The 16,545-nt window shown below is 34.4% G+C and carries 15 protein-coding genes; 3 read left to right on the top strand and 12 right to left on the bottom strand.

The window, feature by feature from the left end; all coding sequences use genetic code 11:
- Positions 1-7: 7 nt before the first annotated feature.
- The 7 genes from glgD to NW240_RS01260 all read right to left on the bottom strand — a co-directional run bounded on the left by glgD (position 8) and on the right by NW240_RS01260 (position 7,090).
- Positions 8-1,162, bottom strand: coding sequence for a glucose-1-phosphate adenylyltransferase subunit GlgD (gene glgD / locus NW240_RS01290; RefSeq protein ID WP_258435623.1), 1,155 nt, complete (start codon positions 1,160-1,162; stop codon positions 8-10).
- A complete protein-coding gene (locus NW240_RS01285; protein ID WP_258435622.1) occupies positions 1,163-2,299 on the bottom strand; it encodes a glucose-1-phosphate adenylyltransferase in 1,137 nt (378 codons plus the stop codon).
- A 52-nt stretch (positions 2,300-2,351) separates the two neighbouring features.
- Positions 2,352-4,235: a 1,4-alpha-glucan branching protein GlgB gene (gene glgB / locus NW240_RS01280; protein ID WP_258435621.1), complete on the bottom strand. Its 1,884-nt coding sequence runs from the start codon at positions 4,233-4,235 to the stop codon at positions 2,352-2,354.
- Between the two features lie 478 nt (positions 4,236-4,713).
- Entirely contained in the window at positions 4,714-5,106 is a 393-nt protein-coding gene (locus NW240_RS01275) for a VOC family protein (RefSeq protein WP_258435620.1), read from the bottom strand.
- A gap of 21 nt (positions 5,107-5,127) precedes the next feature.
- Complete coding sequence (locus tag NW240_RS01270; RefSeq protein WP_258435619.1) at positions 5,128-5,535, bottom strand: cytidine deaminase; 408 nt, start codon at positions 5,533-5,535, stop codon at positions 5,128-5,130.
- A gap of 27 nt (positions 5,536-5,562) precedes the next feature.
- Entirely contained in the window at positions 5,563-6,852 is a 1,290-nt protein-coding gene (locus NW240_RS01265; RefSeq protein WP_258435618.1) for a hypothetical protein, read from the bottom strand.
- Positions 6,842-7,090: a hypothetical protein gene (locus NW240_RS01260; protein ID WP_258435617.1), complete on the bottom strand. Its 249-nt coding sequence runs from the start codon at positions 7,088-7,090 to the stop codon at positions 6,842-6,844. Before NW240_RS01260 ends, NW240_RS01265 begins: the two co-directional genes overlap by 11 nt.
- A 139-nt stretch (positions 7,091-7,229) precedes the next feature.
- On the opposite strand from NW240_RS01260, the gene NW240_RS01255 reads away from it, so the two are divergent.
- From NW240_RS01255 to lepB, 3 genes are all read left to right on the top strand, one after another.
- Positions 7,230-8,063, top strand: a complete 834-nt coding sequence (locus NW240_RS01255) for a DUF368 domain-containing protein (RefSeq protein WP_258435616.1) — start codon at positions 7,230-7,232, stop codon at positions 8,061-8,063.
- A gap of 184 nt (positions 8,064-8,247) precedes the next feature.
- On the top strand, positions 8,248-10,533 hold the full coding sequence (gene glgP / locus NW240_RS01250) for a glycogen/starch/alpha-glucan family phosphorylase (RefSeq protein WP_258435615.1): 2,286 nt from the start codon (positions 8,248-8,250) through the stop codon (positions 10,531-10,533).
- A 245-nt stretch (positions 10,534-10,778) separates the two neighbouring features.
- Complete coding sequence (lepB, locus tag NW240_RS01245) at positions 10,779-11,285, top strand: signal peptidase I (RefSeq protein ID WP_258435614.1); 507 nt, start codon at positions 10,779-10,781, stop codon at positions 11,283-11,285.
- A gap of 82 nt (positions 11,286-11,367) precedes the next feature.
- Here the strand turns inward: lepB and NW240_RS01240 are convergent, their stop codons facing one another.
- The 5 genes from NW240_RS01240 to NW240_RS01220 form a co-directional block, all read right to left on the bottom strand.
- Positions 11,368-12,033, bottom strand: coding sequence for a YggS family pyridoxal phosphate-dependent enzyme (locus NW240_RS01240; RefSeq protein ID WP_258435613.1), 666 nt, complete (start codon positions 12,031-12,033; stop codon positions 11,368-11,370).
- The gene (locus tag NW240_RS01235; RefSeq protein ID WP_258435612.1) at positions 12,026-12,976 is read right to left on the bottom strand and encodes an AEC family transporter; all 951 of its coding nucleotides are present in this window, start codon (positions 12,974-12,976) and stop codon (positions 12,026-12,028) included. The genes NW240_RS01240 and NW240_RS01235 overlap by 8 nt, the downstream gene beginning before the upstream one ends.
- Positions 12,977-13,110: 134 nt before the next feature.
- Positions 13,111-14,316: an ABC transporter permease gene (locus tag NW240_RS01230; protein ID WP_258435611.1), complete on the bottom strand. Its 1,206-nt coding sequence runs from the start codon at positions 14,314-14,316 to the stop codon at positions 13,111-13,113.
- Complete coding sequence (locus tag NW240_RS01225) at positions 14,303-15,532, bottom strand: ABC transporter permease (protein WP_258435610.1); 1,230 nt, start codon at positions 15,530-15,532, stop codon at positions 14,303-14,305. Before NW240_RS01225 ends, NW240_RS01230 begins: the two co-directional genes overlap by 14 nt.
- Complete coding sequence (locus NW240_RS01220; RefSeq protein ID WP_258435609.1) at positions 15,525-16,463, bottom strand: ABC transporter ATP-binding protein; 939 nt, start codon at positions 16,461-16,463, stop codon at positions 15,525-15,527. The genes NW240_RS01225 and NW240_RS01220 overlap by 8 nt, the downstream gene beginning before the upstream one ends.
- Positions 16,464-16,545 lie beyond the last annotated feature (82 nt).

Below are 16,545 nucleotides of genomic sequence, written 5' to 3'. Positions count from 1 at the left end.
ACCCCTCCTAGTTTACTCTTGCATCAACAATTTCATTTTTAGCTTTTACAATTAATTTATCTGGACGTCCGCGAATCACTGTACCGGGCTTAACCACCACATTTTTATCGAGAATGGCGTATTCTACTGTTGCACCTTCTCCAATTTCAACGCCTTGTTGAATGATTGAATTTCTAACGCTTGCATTCTCACCAATCTGAACTCTACGATTAATTAAAGAATCAATTACTTCTCCGTAGACGGTCGTTCCAGTTGCTAGAATTGCATTTCGCACATAAGAACGCTCATGATAATATGTTGGGATTCCGTTTTTGGATTTTGTACGAACAGGTTGATTGGTATGGAATAAAGCTGCATAAGATAAATGGTTTAGCATATCCATGTTGGCTTGATAATAGGCTTCTACCGAATTAATATTAGCCGTATAGCCAGTATATTCATAAGGATGAATGCTATAATCCAATAAATAAAACTGAATAAGATCATCTATTTCAAGGTACTGTTCTTCTTGTTCAGCACGATCAATCAAGTTTAAAAGAATATCTACTGATAGAAAATACATGTCCAAACTAGTACTAACAGAAGCAAGAGCTGGCTTTTCAGAATTAGGTAATAAGTCGACTATGTTTTTTTCTTCATCAAATGCAACAATTCGTTCATTGGGATGATCCATTCCAATGGTTGAGGCTATCACGTTTTTATAAACTAGGGTTACATCTTTTTCACTATCGATATGTGATTGACGCAAGTCATTAATATTGATATTCGCGATAATCTTCGATCCCGATACAAAAACATAGTTTGCTTTCGATCTTTCTAAGAATATTCGGTGATTATAGTAGTAATCTTCATGTTCATTCTCTCGATGATAACGCGCCTTCCAATTTTGTTGAGAGAAGGTGAAAATCCCCCCTCCAATTCGTGAATCAAGATTCCAGGAGGCTCCTGAGCGGATGTGATCATATAGAGAACGTCCTGACTCACCAATGAACATAGCAACAGACTGAACTTCAGCATAAGAAAGAGAGGATAAAATAAAATCAATAATACGATAACGGCTCGCAAATGGCAAAGCTGCGATAGGACGATTATAAGTTAAAGGATATAGAGGCTGATTGTCTTCTGTTAAATTTAAAATAGCACAAGTCTTATGGTGAACCATTTAATTCTTCCTTTCTATCTGATCGCCAAAACCAACAACAGCAATGTCTCTTTCTGTTCCAATCACCATTGCTCCATCTACTATTCGCGCATTCTCACCAACAATTGCATATTCAATTCGGCAGGATGCTCCAATTCTAGCATTGGCCATAATCACCGAATCGGTGATTTGGGAGTCGAGACCAACTTTGACGTTTTCGGAAAGAATCGAATGATGAATTTCTCCAGACACATAACACCCATCGGTTACAAAGGAATCATAGATAGCAGCATGGTCCGTCACCACTTGAGGAGGTAGAACAGGATTATTAGAATAAACTCGCCACTCTGGATTAGAGTGATAGAGTGGATGGTCTTGATTCAATATTTCCATATTTGCTTCCCATAAAGATGAAATAGTTCCCACATCTTTCCAGTAACCATCAAAGGCATAAGCATAACATCCTTCATCATTTGCTAAGTAGAGTGGAATAACATGTTTACCAAAATCTTCCAATTGATTATCTTTATCTTGATCTTCAATTAAATAGTTACGTAATTTCTTCCAATTAAAAATATAGATTCCCATTGAAGCTAAATTCGACTGGGGCTGATCAGGTTTTTCTTCAAATTCAACGATACGATCATACTCATCTGTATTCATAATTCCAAAGCGTGTAGCTTCTTTGATAGGGACCGGCTTAACAGCAACAGTTAATGAAGCGCCTTTTTCTTTATGAAAATCTAACATCTTTGAATAATCCATTTTATATATATGATCTCCAGACAAAATTAAAACATATTCTGGATCGACGGAATCAATATAGGCTAGGTTCTGATAGATGGCATTTGATGTTCCTTTAAACCATTTTTCTCCATCCGTGGATGAATAAGGTTGTAAAATAGTTGTACCTCCGCCACTCGCATTAAACCCCCAAGCTTCTCCATTAGCAATGTGAGCATTTAATTCTAAGGGTTGATATTGAGTAATGACCCCCACTTTATGTATATTTGAATTCGCACAGTTACTTAAAGCAAAGTCAATAATACGATATCTTCCACCAAACGGTACAGCTGGCTTAGCTATTTGCTTAGTCAAAACGCCCAGCCTACTCCCTTGACCTCCGGCTAGTATCATAGCAACCATTTCATCTTTCATTTTAGCTTTTGGATGCTAAGTCCTTAGCATCCTTCTCCTTTCTATCTTGATGCTAACTTTTATGTTCAATAAATTGAACGGATAAAGCTGGAACTTCAATTAAACAACAATGATCTTGATTATGACAGGGTTTCTTTTTTGCTCGGTAAAACTTTTGCCAACTTTTTTGATAACCGGCAAATTGATCAGCTTGACTATTGAGATAGACAAGATAATTTCCACTTTCAGGGACACCTAGCTCCACATCATAATAATGATTCTTCGAAAAATTAATCATTATGACTGAATAAGACTGTTTATTTTTTGACCAACGTATAAAACTTAGTAGACCTCTCTCTAAATCATCTGCATCTAAGACTGTAATCCCTTCTGATTGATGGTCTAATTGATAAAACTCTGGTCTTGCTAACCCAATCTTATTAATAGTCCGCATAAAATCTTGATACTCAGTGTTATATTCTTGTTTCAGCCCTTGCCAATCTAATTCCTCATAGTAACGCCACTCAATAAATTGCCCAAGCTCATTACCCATGAAATGAAGCTTCTTGCCGGGTTGAGCTAGCATGTAGGCGTGAACCAACCTTAAATCAGCAAATTGATCGTAACGATTGCCTGGCATCTTAGCTAAAAGTGATTTTTTCCCATGAACAACCTCATCGTGAGAAAAGGGTAATAAATAACGTTCTTTAAATTGATACATAAAAACAAAAGTAATGAGGCGTAATTGAGCTGGCCTTTGATCGTGAGGAAGTTGGAAAAATCTTAGAACATCATTCATCCATCCCATATTCCATTTATAATCAAATCCCAATCCTCCGTGAGCAATATCCAAGGTTACTCCGCTCGATGAAGTAGCTTCTTCAGCTATCATATAAATCTCAGGATAATGATTTTGAACCCATTGGTTCATTGTGCGTAAGAAATGATAGCCTTCAAGGTTATCATTTCCACCATATTTATTAGGCGTCCAAGGACCTTGATCAAAATCAAGATAAAGAACATTTGAAATAGCATCTGCTCGAATGCCATCCAAATGAAATTCAGATAGCCAATAATTTAAATTAGATATTAAAAAAGATTGTACCTGTAACTTTCCAAGGTCAAAATTTAAACTGCCCCAGCTAACATTTTTAGCTCGTTGAGGATCTGCATACTCATAACAAGCTTGACCATCAAAATAAGCCAAAGCATTAGCATTTTGATTAAAGTGGCCTGGAACCCAATCAAGAATTACGCCAATACCTTCTTGGTGGGCATAATTAACAAAATATTTAAAATCTTCATTTCGACCATATTGACTAGCCACTGCATAGTATCCAGTTACTTGGTAGCCCCAAGAAGGTGCATAAGGAAAGGCTGTTAAAGGCATGAATTCTATGTAGTTATAGCCCATTTCTTTAACATAAGGAACTAGACTATGGGCTAATTCCTTAAAAGAATAAGGTCTTCCATCAGGATGCTGTCGCCATGAACTTTGATGAACCTCATAGATTTGTAAGGGATTAGCATATTTATCTTTAGTCTTACGTGTTTGTAACCACTCTCGATCATTCCATGAAAATGGTGAGAGATCTTCAACAATTGATGCATCTTGGGGAGGTTTTTCAAACCGCAGGGCATAGGGATCAATTTTATATTCAATATGATTATTTCCATGATCAATTCCATATTTATAACATTGCCCCGCTTGAGCATTCTCAATATATAGACTCCACACACCTCCATCAAGTTTCTCCATGAGTAGATTCTCCCAATTAGAAAAATCTCCTTGTAAATATACCTTCCATGCATTGGGTGCCCATACACTGAACTGATAACCTGTATAAGTTGACTGAACTCGCTTGGCACCTAAAAACCGATAGACTTGGTCATGCAATTGAGATGAAAATTTTTTGATTTCATTGTTTAAGCTACTTCGATCCAAGGAAAATTTCATAGTAACCTTCCATTCTTATAATTGATAGGCATGAGACGGATTATTAAGTGAATTAGTTAACTTGTTCAATTACCAATATTGTAACGGAATCCCCACTATTTTGAAAGAATAATCCCATGATAAAGCCTATTTTAAACACAAAATGATACATCTATATATTCAAAACTTTTTTATCAAAATGATTAAATAAGTTTATTCTAGAAATAATAAAATATAGTAAAAAAGCCTCTAACTGACTGAAATACAGAAAGTTAAAGGCTTTTATAAAAGACACCCTAAAAGGGTGTCAGCGAGTAACTAGTACTCACGAATCGCAAAATATCTTAAGATATTGCAAGTTGCAGTTCACAGCTCCAACTTGCTCTGTCACCTTCCTGGCTTGAGCTCTTAGCTCTAGACAGCTTGCTTCCAATCTACCAGATTGTATTCGACTCATCGCAAGCACAAATCTTACCATAAACAAAGAGTATAGACAAGCTTATACCGCTAAGTTTTTATTTTCCATCACTTCAAGTCTATAACCATCAGGATCAGATACAAAGAAGTAAGAAGCTTTTTGACCTGGAAGTCCTTTTAGCTCTGTTGTTTCATAACCAGCTTCTTTGCATTTTTGATGTTGTGCTTGAAGATCATCCACGCCAATGGCCATATGGGAGAATCCATCTCCAATAGTGTAGCCATCAGAGTCATAATTATAAGTTAATTCTAATTCAAAATCAGATCCTGGAACTTGTAAATATAACAAGTCAAACTGATGATTTGGGAAACGACGATCGCGCATCACTTTAAAATCAAAAACTTCCGTATAAAACTTTAAGCTCGCTTCTCTGTCTTTAATTCGATAGCAAGTATGTAATAATTTTTGTGTCATTGTAATTCCTCCTTTTATGTTTTACATATCTAGGCTTTGAAAAGCCATTGGTACCAGTTCACTGACCGTGGTTTGATAAATTGATTGATCCTTACGTGTTAAAAAAACTGGAGTATCAGGCTCTGCCATTTCTACCAAAACTTGACGGCAAATTGAGCATGGCATTAGAAAATTTTCAGTATCTCCTGCTACCGCAATCGCCTCAATAAAGCCCGGACGGTATCCCTCGGATACAGCTGTAAAGATTGCGGAGCGTTCTGCACAATTGGTAGCCCCAAAGGACACATTTTCAATATTAACACCTGTATAAACTTTGCCGTCCTTAGTTCGTAATGCTGCTCCTACAGGGAAATCTGAATAGGGACAATAAGCTCTTTTTACTGCTTCACGAGCTTGTTCCATCAAAGAATTAATTGCTGTTTGGTCCACTTTGATCCTTCTTCCTGTGTGTAATAATTAGTCATTTGATTCATTAATTTGAAGATTTATAATTTGATCTTGTTGTACACTTGCAGTTAATTGGCGGATGTTATCTGAAATACTTACCCATGAATAATAAGAAAAGCCAGTCATCATATAATAAGCCGCGCTGTCAGCTGATCCGAGAGCTTCTTCAATTTCTGCTAGTGTGATGTACCCATTGTTTTCATAATCTGTTAGAAGAGACTGGTAGTCCTCACCTTCTTCAAAGCTATTTTCATCAAAATGATGGAAATTAGCTTGTAGCAATTGTTCATCACTGTAGATGAAGCCAAGATAGACTAACTTATTAGTTGAAAGAAAATAATATTCTTCTAACCTAAAGTCATCCTTCTCTTCACTTCTAATAGCTGGTCCCAACTGATCGTTAATAGAATTAAGAGAAAAATTATCCGCTGTAATCTCTGTCTGTGTTTTTGATTGATAGAGCTTGATTTGATCCTCAAGTTCTATAATACTTTCTTCATAATCTTTTAAATCTAATATTTCAGACTCATTTAAAGAAGCGGGTACCAGCCCCTTTAATTGTTCTTCTAATGAACGATTATCGGCTTCTAAATCATCTGACTTTTTATCCTTTGGTTCAGGAATCTCTTTCGTTTCTGCCAATGCTAGCGTCAGTTGGGAATTAATCCCTTCTATATTTTGCTTTGTTAAAAATTCATTGACCAGATAGTCCGATAAGACCGCTTGCTCCCTAAAATAAGCCAAATGATAGTCTTCTTGCTTTTCTTTAGAAGATACTTCTACTAACAGACCGTCCTCTTCCATAATATCGCCTTTGAGACTGGCCCTTATTTGCAAATCTTTAGCAATAGCACGAGCTATTTGAACCGGCTCCTCTTGCTCTTCAATAAAATCGATGGGACCATAATATTGACTAGCCAGATAAACTAACTGATCGATTTTGTAGATAGCAATTATTTCCATACCATATGAATCATCTTCTTTTAAAAGCAAGGACTCCATACGGTAATCCTCTTCGAGATCGATGGTAGTTCTTTTAGGTTCTATATCATATTCTTTGGCCAGCTGTTCGACTGTATATTCCACATCAAATTCCGTTAAGGAATCATTAAACGTTCTAAACTGATCACCTTCTTGATCACTAGCTTCAGTTGATAAGTCATTTACTATATCAATAGACATTTTATAATAATCAGAGGCTGTTTGGGCATGACTAATCGGAAGTTTAAAAGATTGACTAAAAATAAGGAAGAGAATTCCAATTACGATACTTTTGAATAACTGTTTCTTATTTTTCATTAATTGTATCCAAATCGTAGATTAACTGGTCATTAGAATATAAAATAGGAATACCTACATAGCCATTCTTTTTAGCCTCATCGAATTCACTGCGACTATCTCTTAATTTAAGAAAATCTTTTAAGTTCTTCATTGATTCAGTTATGTTAACTGCTTCGTAGCTCACTTGCATTTTATCTAAACGACTAATAAACCCCTCTGTATCCGGACATTTATCAGAAAAATAAACTTTATTCATTCCTATCGCTCCTTTTTCATACTAATAATATTATACAATAGATTCATTAAAAGACCTACTCTTGCATAAGATTAACTTTAATTGAAAATTTTACCAAGAAGGACTAAACTAAACAAGTATTTAACTTTGGAGGGCAATTATGGAAAAAACAATTGATTGGATTTGGCGCTTTGTCAAAGGTATGTTCATTGGGTCAGGCTTCATTTTACCTGGCGTTTCTGGTGGTGCTCTAGCAGCAATTTTTGGTTTATATGAGCGTATTATTCGTTTTCTAGCTAATATGACTAAGGACTTTGTCGAAAATGTCATATTCTTCATACCTGTCGGCTTAGGTGCCTTGGCTGGAATAGTGATTTTATCATTCGGTGTTAGTCATGTGCTCGAAAATTATGAAACTTATGTCATGTGGTTTTTTGTTGGATGCATAGTGGGTATGATCCCTTCACTGTGGAAAGAAGCTGGCCAAGAGGGACGCATTCAGTCAGATTTGATTATAATGGTCCTTTCGTTTATTGCGGCCTTATGTTTACTTATATTTGGACAATCATGGTTTGGCGGACAAGTTTCAGCAAACTTTTTCACTTGGATGATTGCAGGAGCTTTGATTGCCTTAGGAGTACTCATTCCAGGATTGAGCCCTTCAAATTTTATTCTTTACATGGGCATGTATAAGCTAATGTCTGATGGGTTTAAAAGCTTAGACCTCGCTGTGATTATTCCGATTGGAGTGGGTGGTATTTTGACTGTACTGCTCTTGTCTAAACTCATTGAGGGGATTTTTGACCACTACTATGCAAAGTTCTTCCACTTTATTTTTGGTGTTGTCCTGGCATCTACTTTTATGATAATTCCAACCGATTATACAGGCATTCAAATAAGTGGCTATGCAATCTGCGGCCTCATGCTCTTATTAGGAAGTGCTTTAGGTTGGTGGATGGCACGCTTAGAGGAAAAGTATAAAAAGATTAATTAGTTATAATTGCTTCATCACACCCTATTCATCAGCTTTAAATGATGGATAGGGCTTTTTAAGTCCCATTCAATAGTAGATTAAATTGCAGGACACTATCCTTTAACCTATAATAAAGAAGACAAAAGTATATTTAAATTTTGTTATGAAATGCTTTTTTCAATTGATCACTATAAAGGAGAAATTTATGACTTTACTAGAGCGTTATACTCAAGACCTCTTTCAAAAAAAAGTTTATGATTGTGATAATAAAGAACTATATACCGTATTAATGGAAGTAGTAAAAGATGAGTCTCGTCGACTACCTTATCGGGACCAAGACCAAAAGAGAAAACTTTATTACTTTTCTGCAGAATTCTTAATTGGAAAAGTTTTAAGTAACAATTTAATTAATTTGGGCATTTATAATCAAATTAATAACGAATTAATCGCCAATGGAAAGAACTTAATGGATATAGAACATGCTGAGAATGAACCTTCCTTAGGAAACGGTGGTCTCGGTAGACTGGCTGCTTGTTTTGTTGATTCTATCACCAAGATGGGAATTAATGGAGATGGAATTGGTTTAAATTATCATTTTGGTTTATTTAAGCAAGAGTTTTTTGATAACCAACAGCATACCGTACCGGATGCATGGTTAACTGGTCAAGACTGGATTAAAAAATCGCATCTCACCTTCGAAGTTCCCTACGCTTCTTTCACACTCAAATCAACTCTTTATGACCTAGATATTTTAGGTTATAAACAAACTCATCGTAATCGCTTGCGCCTGTTTGATTTAGACACTGTCAATGAGTCTATCGTTTCTGAAAACTCTATTGATTTTGATAAGACAAATATTAAAGAAAACCTTACACTCTTCCTCTATCCTGATGATTCAGACCATGAAGGAAGATTGCTGCGGATTTATCAACAATATTTTATGGTTTCAAATGGAGCACAACTTGTTCTACATGAAGCTAAAGAAAAAGGTAGCAATTTACATGACTTAGCTGATTATGCTGTTATTCAAATCAATGATACCCATCCAAGTTTTATAATTCCTGAATTGGTGCGCCTTTTAATGAAAGAGGGCATTGACTTTGAAGAAGCTTATCAAATTGTGACTAAAATAACGGCTTTTACCAATCATACTATCTTAGCTGAAGCTTTAGAAACTTGGCCTTTTAGTGATATACAATTAATCATGCCGGAAATTGCCAATATTATTCAACGTCTCGACCAAATGATTAGAAAACGCTATCCAAATCAAGCTGAAGTTTGGATTATTGACAGTTCCAATTATGTCCATATGGCTCATTTAGCTATTCACTTTGGTTTTTCTGTCAATGGTGTTGCAGAATTGCATACTGAAATTCTAAAAACAACGGCTTTAAAACCCTTTTATGAAATCTATCCAGACAAGTTCCACAATATGACCAATGGTATCACCTTCCGCCGTTGGGTAATGGATGCAAATAAGGAACTTTCAGAATACCTAGATCTTAAAATCGGAACGCTTTGGCATCGAAATGCCGATCTTTCACAATTTATAAATTTTAAAGACGATGAGCGCACATTAAGTAAATTGAGAGCCATCAAACACAATAACAAGATGCGGTTGAAGAAAAGATTACAAGATCGAATGAAGGTTACAATTAATGAACACTCTATCATTGATATTCAAATCAAACGATTCCACGAATATAAACGTCAACAGATGAACGCTTTATGGGTGATTCATAAATATCTAGATATTAAAAAAGGGAATATCCCCGAAACGCCTATTACCGTTATTTTTGGAGGAAAAGCAGCCCCTGCTTATACTATTGCACAAGATATTATTCACCTAATCTTAACTCTGTCACAATTAATCAGTTTAGATAAGGAGGTCGCTCCTCACTTACAAGTTATCATGGTTGGAAACTATAATGTCACCAATGCTTCTTACCTTATTCCAGCAGCTGATATTTCTGAACAGATTTCCTTAGCTTCAAAAGAAGCTTCTGGAACAGGAAATATGAAGTTCATGGCTAATGGAGCACTAACAATTGGAACGCTAGATGGAGCCAATGTTGAGATTCTTGAAAAAGTTGGGCAAGAAAATATCTATATTTTTGGGAAAGAAAGTAAAGAAATTATTCATCTCTATGAAAGTAATGGTTATATAGCTAAAGACCTCTATGAAAAAGGCACCATCAAACCCTTGGTAGACTTTATTGTATCCCATGGAATGTTGTATTTTGGTAATGAAGAGCGTCTAACCCGTTTGCACCAAGAATTAATCAATAAAGACTATTTTATGACTTTGATTGATTTAGAAGACTATATCGCTACTAAAGAACAGATGCTGAGAGATTATGAGAATATTGAAACTTGGTATCAAAAATCAGTTGTCAATATTGCTAATTCTGGTTTTTTCTCAAGTGATCGTACCATTGGGGACTATAATGATGCCATTTGGCATTTGCCGGTATCTCACGGTGAGGAATAAAACTACTTATTTATATTAGTTCTAAAAGACCCTTAATTGGAAACAACATCCCACTTAAGGGTCTTTTCTATATTTTATTATTACTTGAACGCTTTTTCTTTTCATTCAATCACAATAACTTATCCTTACTCACTTTTGATAATTAAAGAGGACATTAATATTCAATGTCTAGTTAGCTATAGATAATCTATTGATAATTGCTATAATAGGCTTAACTCAATGATTAAAATGAAAGGTAGCTTCAAATGAACGTAGACACAGATACCATTAAAAATTTTTCCAAAAATAATAAATGGTTACTAACCCTATTCTTATTATTAATGATCTTACGATTTGTTATTTTCAGTGTTTATAGGGTGGATGGAAGCTCTATGATGAATACCTTTCAACATAATGACCTTGTTATAGCTAGTAACTTTTCAAAAGTTGAACGTTTTGATGTCATTGTTTTTAAAGTGCCTGAACAGAAAAAGCGTTACATTAAACGTGTCATCGGTGTGCCTGGAGATGCTATTAAATATATGGACAATGTTCTCTATGTGAATGGTGAGAAAATGGATGAACCATATTTAACCAATCAAATTACTCAAGATCTTGAGGTCGATACCATTTCAGAAGGTTATTTTTATTGCTTAGGAGATAATCGGAAAAACTCAGTCGATTCTAGAAAGATGGGTTTAATTTCTGAAGACAATCTTTTGTCAGAAGTAAAAATGATTTTCTTCCCTTTCAATAAATTTTCCACCCTATAGAAGGCTGATAAGATAAGCCTTTCATTAGTTTATTGAATATTAAAAAGAAGTCACATTACAGTGACTTCTTTTTAATATTCAATTATTTAGGATCGAACAATGCACTACCCACACGGATATAGCTGGCCCCTTCTTCTAAAGCTACATGATAGTCCCGTGACATTCCCATACTTATATCTTTACAAGGGGCCCAAGCATAATTTTTACTTGCTACCTTTTCTTGAAGCTCTTTTAATTCTGAAAAATATGAATGAAGCTCTGTTTCACCTGCATCGATGGGTGCCATGGTCATTAATCCAACAATTTGGACCTTATCATAGACCTCAATAGCTTCTACTGCCTCCATCACTCGGTCAGGATCAAACCCTCCTTTAGTCTCCTCTCCTGAAACATTAACTTGTAGAAAGCATTTTACAGGATGTTCCGCTCGCTTTTGTATTTCTTTAGCTAAAGATAGACGGTCTAAAGAATGTAAATAATCTACTTGATTGATAATCAATTTGACTTGCCTTGATTGCAGATGACCGATAAAGTGCCAAGTAATATCCGATTGGATATCCTCCAGTGCTTCAAGTTTTGCTAGAAATTTATCTGATCGATTTTCTCCCATTTCACGAACACCTAAATCATATAGGTCTCTAGTCGTTTTAGCATCAACAAACTTTGTCACCGCCACCATCTTAGTCGAATAAGGCGCAATATCTGACTGTACTTTCGCTAAATTCTTAGCCATTTTCTCTTTATCCATTAATAAATCCTCCTAATAAATAATAGTTTTCATATAGCCAAGTTGCCAAATTTAAAATAAGTGGAATTGTCAAAAGTGAGCCTACGGTTGTTAGTAGAACAATTTTAGCCCCTTTTAAATAATCACCACCTATTAACTGACTCAATAGTGCTGTCATCATTGCAGAAGGGCCGGCAAGAATCATAACTAAAATAAAGAAAGTTTCAAAGCTTAAGCCCGGTATTAATAAGAGCATAAATAAGTTAATAAGCGGCCATATAAGTAATTTGATAGCAGCGGTTTGCCATAATTTCCAATCAAGATAATCTGATACCTTAGCAATATCGACAAAATAAGCACCTAGTATGATCATCGCTAAAGGTGAATAGACTTGATTCAATTGATGAATTCCTTTAGATAAAACAGAAGGAATAGGCAGACTCGTCACTTGAATCATTGCTCCAATCAAAAAGGCTACTAGAATGGGACGAGCTGTAAATTTAACTTTAGGTTCTTGATTTTTTACACTAATCATTTTTAAACCCAATGTCCATGAAAAGAAATTTGTTATTAGAAAGAGTCCTGTTGTTATCATCACAAAAGAAGGATCAAACACCGCTAAAGTTAAAGGAATCCCTATAAAGCCGACATTCCCAAAAACTGTCGCAAATTTTGCAACACCATTTTCATTTAATCCAAAGTACCAATGACCAACATAAATTCTAATGAGTAAAAAAATTGTATAGATTATCATTGCAAGTAACAGTTGAATAATAAGTTCTGATTCAATCGGTTTGAAAAAAGCTTCTATTATAATTAAAGGTGTCAGATACTTTACTATTACTTTATTAATTTGACTGACTGTATTTTGAGAAAAATGGTCCTTTTTAACTAACCAAAAACCAATCATGGCAATCGAAATAAGTATGATCAATTGTTGAAAAATAATAATTGCTAAATCCATGTCATCCTCAAACTTTCTCTATAAGATACCCTCATTATAGCTCAAAGTAAGATTATAAGAAAGTTTACCATATATGAGAAAAGCTTTCTCAAATTAGTAATAAAATTTGAGAAAGCTTTTGTTAAATTGATTATTTAAGTAGTAATTAAATAATTTTTTTCTTGCGTGAATTTTTTAATCAGTAGAGCCATTGACCAATATGCAATCGTAATTAATAATTGAATACCGATAATTTCCCAATAATCATCCATAATTGCATCACTTAAATAAGTAGACTCTGCAATGATATAATTTGCTTTAACTGACCAAATAGGAGTAGCAATCGAAGCAATAAATTGAAGCTCTTTCGGTATCAAACTTATATCAATAAATATCCCAGACCCATAAGCTAAGACTAAACTGAGCAAATTACCAAGGAAATTGACAACTCCTTTATTTGGAGCAAGTACTCCAATAAAATAAGCCATTGCTTGAATACCTAAAGTCGCAACAAAGCTTGATAATAAGAAAAGGAGTGATCGTTGCGAAGAGAAAGCTTCAGAGCCGTAGAATAAATATGCCAAGCAAATAAGGATGATCCAAAAGCCAATTGTATAACAGGAGGTTGCTAGAACTGTTTGTTTTAATCGACTTGACTCTTTTAATAAAGAATTTCGCTCACGTCTAATTATATCTTCTTGACGCATAGCCATTTCTACGTAACCAAAATTATTAATAAAATTCATCATTGTAAAGTACAAAATCATTGGGAGAAATAACAATCCAAAAGAAATTATTTTGGAGGTTTCAATAACATTATGACCCGAAATAATCTCAATCTCTTGATCTAAATTTTTTTCTAGATCCATAAAATATTGATTTAAAGCATTTTGATTAAGCGTTGTTGGTAAGCTAGCGGCCAAAGTCGAAGCATTGAACATAAATGATTCAATTAAAGAATCCACTCGAATCTCATCCATTATAGAATTATGACTTTCTTTTTTTAAGGTAATTGCTGTAAAGTCAGGATTTAAAAGGTGTTCTTCAAACCCTTCAGGTATCGTTAGCGCATAGTTAATTCTACGGTCAAAAAACGCATCAGATATGGCTTCTGGACTGTTTTCAATTTCAATTATTTCAGTCCGTTCCCCAAGATAATGAATCAGACTCTGACTAGCTCTTGAAGAATGGTCTTTATCAAAAATAGTTATTTTAGCCTTTTTTATTTCAAATTGGTCTGTAAACTGCTCTTTAGTTGTTTGATTAATTAATGTAGCTAATAATATAAAGATAAACAGTGAAACAATAAAACGCGGAAAGTTAGCTTTAATAATTTTAAAAAAGAGTTTAAAGACTGGCATAATCGGTCCTCCTTAACCCTAAATAGGTCACCAATAGGCAAACTGATATCATAAGAATTATGATCATTATATTTTGATTGAATTGTTGATAAGTTGGATAATTATTTAAATAATAGAAACTATCTGATATTAAGCTAACAGGATTAATCTTATTTAGCCATGGAGCTTCTTGATTAACATATATTTTCATATGTTCGGACATCATTCCCGCCATAAATGAAAATAAAAGAGGTAAAATAATCGATATAACACTTGAAAGGTTTTGATTTCTTTTAAACAATGCTGAAACGCTTGTTCCTAAAACTAGACCTAGAATGACACCTAATGTTAGTAGCAGAATAATTCTCCAATAATCACTGCCTATGGGCGTATCAAAACCTATAAAAATTAACAAAACAGCATATATAACCAATATACTAGGTATTCCACTGCCAAGAAAAGCTGCTAAGAAACGTTTAAATTTATTCACAGGTGCTAGGGTCATTCTTAAAGCTTGGGCAGAAGTAAAAGCTTCGTTTTCTTCAACAACAGCTTCCCCCATTGACATAAAAAAGATGCATAGATAGCCAAATATCGCATAATAGTAGACACTGTTAGCAGAAGTATTCTTTTTTGAAGATGCTTCCTCGAGTACTTTATTAGTAAATAACTTATTCATTTTTTTATCGATTGCTTCTTTATAATTTGGCTTTTTCTCCTCCATACTCATATACCTATAATTATTATTTATTCCTTGAGTGATAAGACCATAAGATTCTAATAGAGTATATAATACGGATGAACGATAAGAGTTAACAAAAGCCGGCGATATTTCAAGGCTAATTTTATTGGCCATTTCACGATTATCAATCTGAATACTCGCTAGTATTTGGTCCGTTTGAAATAGATTTCGACCTTCTTCTAAGTTATCCACAAGACGGTAAGCGATAAATTTATTCGCTTTATTCTTTTCTTTATCATTTTCAATCTGTTCGTTTCCTAAACCCTCTATCGAAAAGTGATCAAAAGATTCTTTTGCTAGTTGACGCTCACTTTCATTTCCTTCAATTATTAATGCAACAGGAATAAGTTCAAAATCAGAATTATTATTCATAATATTAGAAGAAGCTATCATAAATACTAAAGCAAAAGCAATTGGAAATAGAATACCATAGAGTGCGCCATCCCTACTACGATAAAATAATTTAGGAGAATAAGATAAAAGATGTTTAAACATTGTCCCTTAACTCCTTCCCTGTTATTTCAAGAAAGACGTCATTTAAACTCGGTCTTTTAACAGATAAATTAAGCACATCTACTTGGGATTCATTTAAAATGTTCAATAATTGAATTAAGTGACTCTGACCTTTTGCAAAAACAAACTGAGCTCTACCGTGTTCATAATTAAATGATAGAAGATCAGGTAATTCATTAAGTTTATTTTTGGCTTCCTGACTTAAATCAAAAACATCCAACGTAACCAACTCTCCAGAAGAAGAAATGTTCTTAATTTCTTCTGAGTTACCTGTTATGAGTTCTTTACCGCGATCAATAATCGTTAACCGATCACAAAGAAACTCTACTTCTTCCATATAATGAGTGGTATATATAATCGTTTTGCCTTCTTTAGAAAGTGTTTTAATTCCTTCTAATATTTTACTTCTCGATTGAGGATCCACCGCAACGGTAGGTTCATCTAAAATAATAAGATCAGGTCGATGTGCAATACCACAAGCTAAATTTAAACGTCTTAATAATCCCCCTGATAACTTTTTAGGAAAAAATTTCCGAAAATCATCTAATTCAACAAATTTTAAGGCTTCATTAACAGCCTCTTTTCGCTTCTGTTTATTTGTTAAATAGAGGCCACAGAAATAATCAATATTTTCTTCGACTGTCAGTTCATTGTAAACACCAATATTTTGCATAACGAGACCAATCCTTTTTTTTAATTCGTAATTGGTCGAGGTCATTTCTTTTCCAAAAAGATAAACTTTGCCAGAATCATAAGTTAGAAGGCTCAACATGCAATTTATGACCGTCGTCTTCCCTGATCCGTTGGGACCTAACAAGCCGTATATTTCACCCTCAGCTACAGATAATGATAGGTGATCTACTGCAACGATTTCTTTATAACGTTTAACTAATTGATCAATTTCTACCAACATAAATATTCCCCCTTTAACCTATTATTCATTTATATTATCTCCCATTTACTCATTGTTTGTAAGAGAGAAATGTCACCTTATT

This window comes from Facklamia sp. 7083-14-GEN3 (assembly GCF_024742075.1).
Lineage (GTDB): Bacteria > Bacillota > Bacilli > Lactobacillales > Aerococcaceae > Facklamia.
The sequence above is the reverse complement of the archived record's forward strand: the minus strand, read 5'-3'. Positions and strand labels throughout refer to the sequence as shown.

What these genes read in the sequence shown, in the direction of transcription:
- NW240_RS01265 (WP_258435618.1), bottom strand. Translation starts at nt 6,852, where the DNA reads ATGAAAAATAAGAAACAGTTATTCAAAAGTATCGTAATTGGAATTCTC.
- NW240_RS01285 (WP_258435622.1), bottom strand. Translation starts at nt 2,299, where the DNA reads ATGAAAGATGAAATGGTTGCTATGATACTAGCCGGAGGTCAAGGGAGT.
- NW240_RS01220 (WP_258435609.1), bottom strand. Translation starts at nt 16,463, where the DNA reads ATGTTGGTAGAAATTGATCAATTAGTTAAACGTTATAAAGAAATCGTT.
- glgB (WP_258435621.1), bottom strand. Translation starts at nt 4,235, where the DNA reads ATGAAATTTTCCTTGGATCGAAGTAGCTTAAACAATGAAATCAAAAAA.
- NW240_RS01255 (WP_258435616.1), top strand. Translation starts at nt 7,230, where the DNA reads ATGGAAAAAACAATTGATTGGATTTGGCGCTTTGTCAAAGGTATGTTC.
- NW240_RS01260 (WP_258435617.1), bottom strand. Translation starts at nt 7,090, where the DNA reads ATGAATAAAGTTTATTTTTCTGATAAATGTCCGGATACAGAGGGGTTT.
- glgD (WP_258435623.1), bottom strand. Translation starts at nt 1,162, where the DNA reads ATGGTTCACCATAAGACTTGTGCTATTTTAAATTTAACAGAAGACAAT.
- NW240_RS01230 (WP_258435611.1), bottom strand. Translation starts at nt 14,316, where the DNA reads ATGCCAGTCTTTAAACTCTTTTTTAAAATTATTAAAGCTAACTTTCCG.
- NW240_RS01225 (WP_258435610.1), bottom strand. Translation starts at nt 15,532, where the DNA reads ATGTTTAAACATCTTTTATCTTATTCTCCTAAATTATTTTATCGTAGT.
- glgP (WP_258435615.1), top strand. Translation starts at nt 8,248, where the DNA reads ATGACTTTACTAGAGCGTTATACTCAAGACCTCTTTCAAAAAAAAGTT.
- NW240_RS01240 (WP_258435613.1), bottom strand. Translation starts at nt 12,033, where the DNA reads ATGGATAAAGAGAAAATGGCTAAGAATTTAGCGAAAGTACAGTCAGAT.
- lepB (WP_258435614.1), top strand. Translation starts at nt 10,779, where the DNA reads ATGAACGTAGACACAGATACCATTAAAAATTTTTCCAAAAATAATAAA.
- NW240_RS01235 (WP_258435612.1), bottom strand. Translation starts at nt 12,976, where the DNA reads ATGGATTTAGCAATTATTATTTTTCAACAATTGATCATACTTATTTCG.
- NW240_RS01275 (WP_258435620.1), bottom strand. Translation starts at nt 5,106, where the DNA reads ATGACACAAAAATTATTACATACTTGCTATCGAATTAAAGACAGAGAA.